Origin of the sequence: Bacteroides sp. An19, from assembly GCF_002160215.1 — a bacterium.
GTDB classification, from domain to species: Bacteria; Bacteroidota; Bacteroidia; order Bacteroidales; family Bacteroidaceae; genus Phocaeicola; species Phocaeicola intestinalis.
In genome coordinates this window covers 1-9,522 of the sequence record NZ_NFKD01000095.1, presented here as the reverse complement: position 1 = coordinate 9,522, position 9,522 = coordinate 1, and the positions used below count along the sequence as shown (strand labels likewise).

Here is a 9,522-nt window from a genome sequence, read left to right as displayed (position 1 = left end):
TTTGTATTGCCGGATGACCCGAAGCCCGGCTTCCACCGCCTTCCTCCGCCCTTTCCGCTACGCTCCAAGGACGGAGGAAGGCGGTGGAGGAGTTGCACTTCTAACTTGACGGTGGGCAAACGATACCAGCAAAACTTTCAAGTATCTGCCACCCAGCAGCCAATAAAGGTCACGCAGAGTTGCACCGTTTACCTTGCGGATAGCAATTTCTCGATATCGCCTGCGGATATCAAAAAGCGAAATACCGAACAGCCCCATGCACGACACCACGATGGCGATAAAGGCGAATACCGAATAGACCGTAGCTATCTTGCGGTCGTGGGCATACTGCTCTTCCACCACATCCGCCAGCCAGGCATGGTCGAACTCTTCAGTCCCATAAATTTCCTTCACCGTGCGGCGCAGGTAGGCAAGCAGCTCTTTTTCCTTGCCCGGCTGCACGGCGATGGAAATCTTGCCACGTTCGTATCCTCCACTTATGACATAAACAATGGGCTGTACACCACCGGTCAACTTACCGAAATAGCAATCGGCTATTACCGCAACGACGGGCATCAGTTCCAACCCACCTTTCTTTACACTGCCATCAGCTCCAAAAAACACCCAAATAGGAGCTTCAGCCCTGATAAACGCTTCTTCCCTATCGGCATAGCCGAATAGTTTCATGGCTTCCTCGTTCAATGCTATCTCGCTATGGGTTACGTCATGTATCTCATCCGGCAAAGTGCCATCGAGTACCTTCAATCCGTAAAATTCAAAAAAGGCGACAGGAACAAACAATGCCTTCACCGATACCTTTTTATCCTTTTCGTTAAAAAAGTTCACTTGAATTTCGGAAGTGATTTCATCGAACGAACTGCATATCCACGAATCAATATACGGACATTCGTCCAATGCTTTCCGAATCCTTTCGATACGTTCGTTACGTGTTTTCCTCTGCTCGTCCGTATATCTATTATTCCAGTTTTCTTTCTGCAAATCAGCTTCTAATATCCTTTCCGTACGGAAACCCGGAGGCGTATTGATAAGGAAATCGAAATGACGGCTGAAATAGACCGACAAGACCACAAGTACCACCGTAAAGACATACTGGACACCCAGCAACACCGCACGTGAAGCAACGGAATAACGTACCGACACATTACGCATGGAAATGACAGGCGAACGATAACCATACTTGATATAAGGATAAACCGAAGTGAGCAAAGGCAAGACTATCAGAATGCCTAACGACAACCAGCCGTCGAACGGTGTATAACCAATCTGCTCGCCCAACAAACGCTCTACCGGAACCGCCGTAACCTCTATCAGCACCCATGCCACGAAGAGCGAGGCAAAGACCAGCACGAAGTTTTCCAGCCAGATTTCCACAAATAGTGAAGAACGCCCCAGTCCCAACACCTTCTTGATGCCATATTCGCGTGAACGCTTCATCAGCATCACCATATAGAGGTTGATAAAATTCAGGATGCCTACCGCCAACAACAAGACTATCACTCCTGATAAAATCAGCAAGTAAGACCTGTCGCCGTGGTTCATCAATGATTTTTCCGCAATAATGGAAGGGTCGAAATAAAACTGTTTCCAAGGAATAAACCGGTAACGCATAGGACCGGAATATTTCGTATCGCGATAAACACCACTCACTTTGTTTATTGCATCCAAATCAATGCCCGGCAATACACGGACCATTTCGATATTCATCCGGTTCCAATCCTGCAAACCACGGGAAACCAACACATCGAATCGCCAAACAGTTTTATTGGAAGGGCTATCCACCACTCCTTGCACGACTACAGATATGCCATCATAAACCAACACTTTCCCAAGAGGATTCTCCCGTCCGAACAGTTGTTCTGCAAACTTGCGGGTAAGGATAGCTACATGATCTCCCTGCATCGTAGCAACCGGATAAGCGAAGAAACGGAAGAAAGTAGAATCTACTGCCAATATATCGGCATTGTAAGTGCGGTTCTCATACAAAATATTCGTACGCTCATTAGGAACAACCAGACAACGCTCTATCACCTGTTCATCGGCAAGATAAACCGAGTCCATATACATTCTGGTACTGGGACACCAATTGCTATAAACGTCTGCCAGCGGCAGCACCACCGTTTCCGGATGAATACAATTAGCGTCCACCGTAAGTTCGCGGTGGATGTAGCGCAGCAAGATGATGCTGCAAGCCAGGCTGAACGCCAGTCCCAACAAGTTAATTATCGTGTACGAACGGGCACGCGTCAAAAAGCGTACCGACATTTTCAAATAATAAAGTGTTATCATAAGCTATTTCGTTTGTTTTTTTCACCACAGATTACACAGATTAGATAAATTATTATCTGTATAGTTCATGATGAATAATTAATTTTTTAATCTGTGTTATCTGTGGTGAAATCATCATCTCAGTATTAATTCTTCCGCATCGCCAAAGTTATCATATCCTGTGGTAATAACCCAATCTCTGGGCTGCAAACCTTCAGTTATTTCATATTGGCGAGGATTCTGCCTACTGATGGTGATGGGCACCTTCACCGCCTTGGTGCGGTCGGCGTTCAGCTTGAATATCCAGTTGCCTCCCGTCTGCTGGTAGAAATTGCCACGCGGAATCACGATTGCCTTTTCGGGTAGCCCCAGCTCGATTTGCACCCGGTAGCTCTTCCCAAGGCGCACATTGTCGGGCATCTCCCCGGTAAATACCAAATCCACATCGAAGGTACGCTCTTTCACCTCGGGCACCACCTTGGTTACCCGAAGCGGATAACGTTTACCTTGATAAGTGACCGAAGCGGGCAGACCGGTGGTGACACGGTCGATGTAATACTCGCTTAATGCCGTGCGTATCTTGAACTGGTCCATTACCTTCACTTCGGCGATATTCTCACCCGAACTCACCTGCTGTCCGGGCGTGACCTTCACAAAACTCAACTGCCCATCGGCAGGCGCACATACTACAAGGTTATCCCTCCGCTGTAACGAACGCTCCCATTTCTTCCGCTCCCGCTCACGGTCGTTGCGGAGCAGTTCCTTGCGGATAACCGTCATCGCCGAATCGCTTTGCAGGCTTTGCAGCTTCAAGCGGGTCGACTCGGTCTTATACCGGTATTCATCTGCCGACACCTCCAGTTGCGCCTTGCTGCGGATACCCATCTTGTACTCTTCTTCTTCCAAGGCATAGCTTTTACTGATTTTGTTCAACTCATAACTTGCCTCCAGTGCCTGTTGCTTCAGTGTCAAGGTCTTCTGCTCCATCTCCAACGCCTTCTCTTCGTAAGAGATGCGTTGCTTTTCCCATTCATCCCGTTGGTCTTCGATATCGCGTATCAAGTCGGGGTTGACCAGTGTCAGGATGGTATCGCCGCGCCTCAGCAGACTTCCTTCTTCCGCTACGATACGGTCTACATTACCCGCCTCGCGGGTATTGACCATCAGGGTAAGGATGGGATGCACCACGCCTTCCACATCGACGTACTCCAAAAACTCATCGTCTTTCACTTCCGCCAGTTGCACCGATTCGGTATCTATCCGCAACTTGCGCGGACCGGAGGCAAGCACCGCTACATAAACCAATCCTGCCGTCAAAGCAATACCAGCCGCTATGCGGTAACGGTAGCGCACGTACCAAGGTTTCTTTTCCAGTTTTATATCCATTTCTTTAGTTAATAATTAACAGTTAAGATAGTCGGGTTCTTACCACAGATTTTCTATATTTCAGGCAAATTATCCGCAAGCGGACAATTGCGTTCGAAATCGTATTGCGTCATGCTGCGCAAACCATAATAAAGCGTCCAATAGGTTTTCAATGCCTCAATGTGATTGCGGCGTGCCGTATCTTTTTCGGTGGTCGCTGCATTCAGGTCGAGGATGGTAGACTTTCCCATCAGATACAAGCGAAGAGCCACTTCGTAACGCCTGCGTGCCGTTTCATCGGTACGTGCCGCCACTTGTACCTGCCGCGCCTGCAGGTTGAACTGCCTCACCATTTTCCGCACGTTCAGTTCAAAATCGGTCAATCCCTGCTCTACTTGCGTATCAACCAGCTCGATATTCGATTTCGCTACCCGTACCTGACCTTTGCCACGTCCCCAGTCAAGAATAGGAATCACTACCGACAGACTGACATATTGCTGGTCAAGTGGATTACGATAAGACGCCCGCAAATTATCTGCTGTCTGCGAAAGCCCGAATTGCACATACAGGTCGGCTTTCAATCCGCGGTTGGCACGGGCAGAAGCCAACCGGCTACGGCTTTCCAACTTCAGCCGCTGATACATTTCGATGTCGGGACTATGGGCAAAAGCTTTTTCCAAGGCTTGGTCAAGTGGTACTTCGAAAGCCGTCACGCTATCTGCCGGGAATACTTCTATCGGCTCGTCTTCCCGGATACCTAAAAAAGAGCGAAAAGTCAACATCGCATCTTCCACTTCAATACTAGCCTGCATCATATTAGTCTCTTCGGTCAACTTGTTCACTTCCAGCTGTAACATCTCGTTTTCGGTAATATTACCTATATTATACCGTCCGCGTGCATAACGGTAAAGTGTGTCTGCCGAAGCATAATTGGCACGGGCGATATCCAGATTGGCCTGTGCCGTGGCAAGGTCGAAAAACAATTCGCAAGCCCTCGAAGCTATCAGCTCCAGCGTTTCGGCGTACGACTTTCTGGCTTCACGGAAACGTACCGGTTCGATACGACGGTCCCACTTCAGTGAATTGTATCCGAAAAGCGACTGCTGATAACCAATAGTGACAGGCTGAGTATTGTATGCTTCGGTATGGTCACTGAATTCATCCATACGCTGTGCCGACGTCTGCAAAAACAAATTACCTCCCGTAAACCATATATTCTGACTGACCGACAGGCTTACATCTGTGCTCAACTGATTTTGCCGAAGAAACTGTTCCGTACCATCAGGTTGGGTCACACGGTTGATTTGCCGGTTGAGGTAAGGTGTAGAAGTAAGACTGACTTCCGGCAAATAATTGGCACGGAAAGAACGGTAGCTCCAATAGGCAGCACGATAAGTATGCTGCGCCGCCTGCGCTTCCGGCGAATGTGCCTGCGCCATCCGGATAGCATCGTCCAGACTTAAACGCTCGGCTTCTGCTCCTGTCCATCCCATAACCAACAAGCAAAATATTCCTATCAATCGTTTCATATTACTGCACAAAATGATTCTGAAAATAACAATCAAAATCCATGCCACAAGCATAAGCATCTATCTATCAACAAATTTACCAATCATCACCTCGGCAAGCCCTGTGCGGAAGCACACATATTTTGTGCGAAAGCGCACATACAGCACAAGCTGAAAATGCGTATCTTTGCAGAGAAGCAAACTAAAGACTATGGAACCCAAAGGTAAAATACTGATTATCGATGACAACGAAGACGTGCTGTTCGCACTGAACCTGCTCCTGGAACCTTATACAGAAAAAATAAAGGTAACCACCCAGCCAGCACGCATCGGGCATTTCATGACCACTTTCCAACCGGATGTTATCTTGCTGGATATGAACTTCCGCCGCGATGCCATCAGCGGACAAGAAGGATTCGACTGCCTGGAACAGATTTTGCGCATAGACCCGCAAGCGGTGGTAGTCTTTATGACAGCCTATGCCGATACCGACAAAGCAGTAAGAGCCATCAAGGCAGGAGCCACCGATTTCATTTCAAAGCCATGGGAAAAGGAAAAGCTGCTTGCCACGCTTTCTTCCGCTCTCAAACTCAGCCAGTCACGCAAAGAAGTAGGCAGGTTGCAAGAACAGGTGCTTGCCCTGAAAGGAAATGATGATTTGCCGGAACTAATCGGAAATTCACCAGCCATGCAAAAGGTAAAAGAAACCATTTTCAAGCTCTCGGATACCGATGCCAACATCCTGATATTGGGTGAAAACGGTACGGGCAAAGACCTGGTAGCACGAATGCTGAAACACTTTTCCCCCCGGCAAGAGGCAGCATTCGTCACTATTGACTTAGGAAGCATCCCCGAACAACTGTTCGAAAGCGAACTCTTCGGTTACGAAAAAGGTGCATTTACCGATGCACGGAAATCTAAACCCGGGCGGATGGAGATAGCTTCGGGAGGCACACTCTTTTTGGACGAAATCGGTAATCTGTCACTCCCCATGCAGGCACGGCTGTTGACCGCCATCGAAAAGAAACGCATCACACGGCTGGGTGCCATCGAACCCATTCAGATAGATGTACGGTTGATTTGCGCCACCAATGCCGACCTGCACAAAAGGGTAACAGAAGGCAGTTTCCGCCAAGACCTGCTTTACCGCATCAACACCATCGAGCTGCGCATCCCTCCCTTGCGGGAAAGAGGAGAAGACATCTTGCTGCTGGCAGAACACTTCCTAACCAAATACAACCGGAAGTACCACAAAGAAGCCAAGGGACTGACCCGGGAAGCCAAAAACAAGTTATTGAAATACAATTGGCCCGGCAATGTACGCGAACTGCAACATACACTGGAACGGGCTGTCATCCTCAGCGAGAACAACCTGTTACGCCCCAATGACTTCTTCTTTCCACATACTACGGCAGGAAACGATAACGAAAACATACAGGAACTGAATCTGGAAAAGCTGGAGCGCAAAGCCATCGAACAAGCATTGAAAACCAGCTGCGGAAATATGAGCCGTGCGGCAGAACTGTTGGGCATTACCCGCTTCACCCTTTACCGGAAACTGGAAAAACTCGGATTATGAAAAACTATACTTATTCTTTAGCCGTACACGTAGGCAGCATTACCCTATTTGCCATAGCTGGCGCATTTGCTGTAACACAGCACCTGTGGTTCTGCGCCACAGCCTGTATAGTTCTGCTCACCGGTATATGCATCAGTCTCTACCGAACACAAAACCGACAAATCCGCATGATGCAACGGATTGTAGAATGTATGAAAAACAATGACTTGTCTCAACTGATGTGTGCACCGTTCAACAATCCTACGATGCAACAACTGGCAACCGATATGTCGACCGCCCTTAAGAATATCCGCACACACCTGAACGAAGAAGAGACCAAACATCTGTACTACGAAAATCTGTTGAACCAGGTAGATACAGCGGTCATCGTCTGCCATTCGGACGGAAGAATTGAATGGATGAATAAACCGGCACAGCAACTGTTGGGCAACCGTAACAAACTACCCCAAGAAATACTTTCGGCTATCCGTAGCAGACAAGCCGTGGTCCAACTGCCCCATTCTGTTGTACCGACAGAGCTTTCGGTATCTGCCACTCACATCCAACTGAAAGGAAAAGCCTACTGGCTGGTAAGCCTGAAGAATATACATACAGCACTGGAACATACCGAAATGGAAGCCTGGCAAAAACTTATCCGGGTATTGACCCATGAAATCATGAACTCCATCACTCCCATAATCTCACTGGCTGACACCTTGAACGAACGCTGCCAGACATACTCACCCACCTCGACAGACACCCTGATGCAACAAGGACTGCAAATTATCCAACGAAGAAGTAAAGGCTTACTGGAATTTGTAGAAAACTACCGGAAACTGACCAAAATCGCTCCGCCGGTAAAAAACAATATCCGGGTAAATGATTTCTTTGAAGACTTGAAACAACTGTTTGCCGACACGCGCATCACATTCCATTGCCCTGATTGCGAAACACCTTGGAAAGCCGACCGCGGACAAATGGAACAAGTATTCATCAACCTTATCAAAAATGCGCAGGAGGCTTGCTGCGACAACCCGTCAGCACACATCAACATATATGCACACATAGACGATGAAAAATGGAAGTTCATCATTTCCGACAATGGAGAAGGTATGCTTCCCGAAGTAACAGAACGCATCTTCGTCCCTTTCTTTACCACCAAACCGGGAGGTTCTGGCATCGGGCTGGCATTGTGCAAACAAATCATCGTATTACATCGGGGCCAGATAGCCGTTACTTCGGAACCTGACAAAGGCAGTGAATTTACACTTACCTTTCCAATGTAAACTGCCCTTTATGTTTTGTCATACGGCCGTACTCGATGGCATGCTTGGGACAATGGTGATAACAGGAAAGACACATCGCACAATTCTGTCCCCACACCGGATGTTTTTTTTCTAACCGAACATTGTGTAAGGGGCAGGCTGTAACACATTTTCCACATGATATGCAAGCATCTGTCACATGAAAACTTTTGGCAGAAGTCATGAACCGATTGAACAAAGGACGAATCAAATAAGACTTGATCCATGGAAACCTGCCTTCCTTACAATCTACCTTATCCGCACGCGCGGCAACATAGCGGGCTATATCTTCTATCCTGCCCACTGCCTCACGAAGTTTCTTCTGTTCTTTATCTTTAGGGTCTACGTCAAATCCCGGCAAACAGACATACGTTTCAGGCATAATCACCGAAAAACCAGCAGGGCTGGTCCAACCTTTCTCCTGCACGGCACGTGCGAAAATATCGGCAGTCTTACCCGTATCATCGCCACAAGTACAGACAAAATACACATAAGAAGGAATTTTATTGGCGCGCACCTTCGAAAGGAAACCACTTACCAGTGCGGGAGGTCCCCATGCATACACAGGAAAAACAAATCCTAATGCCTCCTCTTCCTCTAAATCCAATAACAGTTCGTCACCCCATATATCCAACAGAGCATAAACACGTTCATCCAATAACTTTCCTAATAAGTTTGCAACCCAACGGGAATTGCCCGTTCCTGAAAAATAAAGCAACATAACAATTAATAATTGACAATTATACTTCTTGCGAAATGCCACACAATCCATACAGCGAGCGGCATGATATAAACAAAAAAACGAAGAACCTTGCCTGTTTGTTTACAGTGACTAACAAGATTCTTCGTTTTCCTAAAAAAGAAGAGCCGTACCCGAGGCGTGACGAAACTCCGATAGACAGGATTTGAGTGCCCACCTCCTTTGTAATCCACCGGCATAAATGCTACCCGAAGGCGTGGCCCGCCATTGGAGGATGAAGCGTAGTCTCGGTATTTCATATTATTTGATGAGTTTCCCGATTCTGCAAGTACGGCTCCATTTTTGTATGACAAATATAATGCTTTTATCTGAGTCTGCCAAATAAATCCATTATTTATTTACTATTATTCGATTTACGAGGTACGATTTAATCTATTCCAGTAAAAACGTCACATTGTGACGCCTCTACTACATATTAATACATCCAGAACTTCGTCTCTATTTATTTCTCAGCGTCTCTGTGCCTCTATGTCCAATCGAGTAGGAGGTAAACATTAATCATAGGTGTTTATCTCCTATTTTCATGTTCACCGACCTCTCACACCACCGTACGTGCCGTTCGGCATACGGCGGTTCCTATTTTGGGTACCATTCGAGATACGAGCCCATTAAGGTAGGATATCCTGCCTTTCGCAGGCTGTCCTTATTTATCGCCACCTTCAATATAGGACTATCAGCAATACGCCAATAACCTTTGCGAGTGTTACCCCATTCACATGCCTTGTATTTTCCAATACCACATTTAATGAGGTTTGCCACCTT

At 47.2% G+C, this 9,522-nt stretch carries 6 protein-coding genes and 1 pseudogene; 2 read left to right on the top strand and 5 right to left on the bottom strand.

Annotation, left to right across the window (positions count from 1 at the left end):
- Positions 1-57: 57 nt before the first annotated feature.
- From B5F25_RS19875 to B5F25_RS19865, 3 genes are all read right to left on the bottom strand, one after another.
- The gene (locus B5F25_RS19875) at positions 58-2,286 is read right to left on the bottom strand and encodes an ABC transporter permease (RefSeq protein ID WP_087251609.1); all 2,229 of its coding nucleotides are present in this window, start codon (positions 2,284-2,286) and stop codon (positions 58-60) included.
- 114 nt (positions 2,287-2,400) lie between these two features.
- Complete coding sequence (locus tag B5F25_RS19870) at positions 2,401-3,651, bottom strand: HlyD family efflux transporter periplasmic adaptor subunit (protein WP_087251608.1); 1,251 nt, start codon at positions 3,649-3,651, stop codon at positions 2,401-2,403.
- A gap of 53 nt (positions 3,652-3,704) precedes the next feature.
- Positions 3,705-5,123: a TolC family protein gene (locus B5F25_RS19865; protein WP_239465844.1), complete on the bottom strand. Its 1,419-nt coding sequence runs from the start codon at positions 5,121-5,123 to the stop codon at positions 3,705-3,707.
- Positions 5,124-5,349: 226 nt separating this feature from the next.
- Between B5F25_RS19865 and B5F25_RS19860 the strand changes: the two genes are divergently transcribed.
- Both B5F25_RS19860 and B5F25_RS19855 read left to right on the top strand, forming a co-directional pair.
- Positions 5,350-6,717, top strand: coding sequence for a sigma-54 dependent transcriptional regulator (locus tag B5F25_RS19860; RefSeq protein ID WP_087251606.1), 1,368 nt, complete (start codon positions 5,350-5,352; stop codon positions 6,715-6,717).
- On the top strand, positions 6,714-7,982 hold the full coding sequence (locus tag B5F25_RS19855) for a PAS domain-containing sensor histidine kinase (RefSeq protein WP_087251605.1): 1,269 nt from the start codon (positions 6,714-6,716) through the stop codon (positions 7,980-7,982). Before B5F25_RS19860 ends, B5F25_RS19855 begins: the two co-directional genes overlap by 4 nt.
- On the opposite strand, the gene B5F25_RS19850 is transcribed toward B5F25_RS19855, so the two are convergent.
- Positions 7,966-8,721 carry an EFR1 family ferrodoxin gene (locus B5F25_RS19850; protein WP_022038743.1) on the bottom strand — a complete coding sequence of 252 codons (756 nt, stop codon included), beginning with the start codon at positions 8,719-8,721 and terminating at the stop codon, positions 7,966-7,968. The two genes, B5F25_RS19855 and B5F25_RS19850, sit on opposite strands and share 17 nt — an antisense overlap.
- A 615-nt stretch (positions 8,722-9,336) precedes the next feature.
- Positions 9,337-9,522: pseudogene (locus tag B5F25_RS19845) on the bottom strand (group II intron reverse transcriptase/maturase); the annotation flags it as partial.

What these genes read in the sequence shown, in the direction of transcription:
- B5F25_RS19875 (WP_087251609.1), bottom strand. Translation starts at nt 2,286, where the DNA reads ATGATAACACTTTATTATTTGAAAATGTCGGTACGCTTTTTGACGCGT.
- B5F25_RS19870 (WP_087251608.1), bottom strand. Translation starts at nt 3,651, where the DNA reads ATGGATATAAAACTGGAAAAGAAACCTTGGTACGTGCGCTACCGTTAC.
- B5F25_RS19865 (WP_239465844.1), bottom strand. Translation starts at nt 5,123, where the DNA reads ATGGGATGGACAGGAGCAGAAGCCGAGCGTTTAAGTCTGGACGATGCT.
- B5F25_RS19860 (WP_087251606.1), top strand. Translation starts at nt 5,350, where the DNA reads ATGGAACCCAAAGGTAAAATACTGATTATCGATGACAACGAAGACGTG.
- B5F25_RS19855 (WP_087251605.1), top strand. Translation starts at nt 6,714, where the DNA reads ATGAAAAACTATACTTATTCTTTAGCCGTACACGTAGGCAGCATTACC.
- B5F25_RS19850 (WP_022038743.1), bottom strand. Translation starts at nt 8,721, where the DNA reads ATGTTGCTTTATTTTTCAGGAACGGGCAATTCCCGTTGGGTTGCAAAC.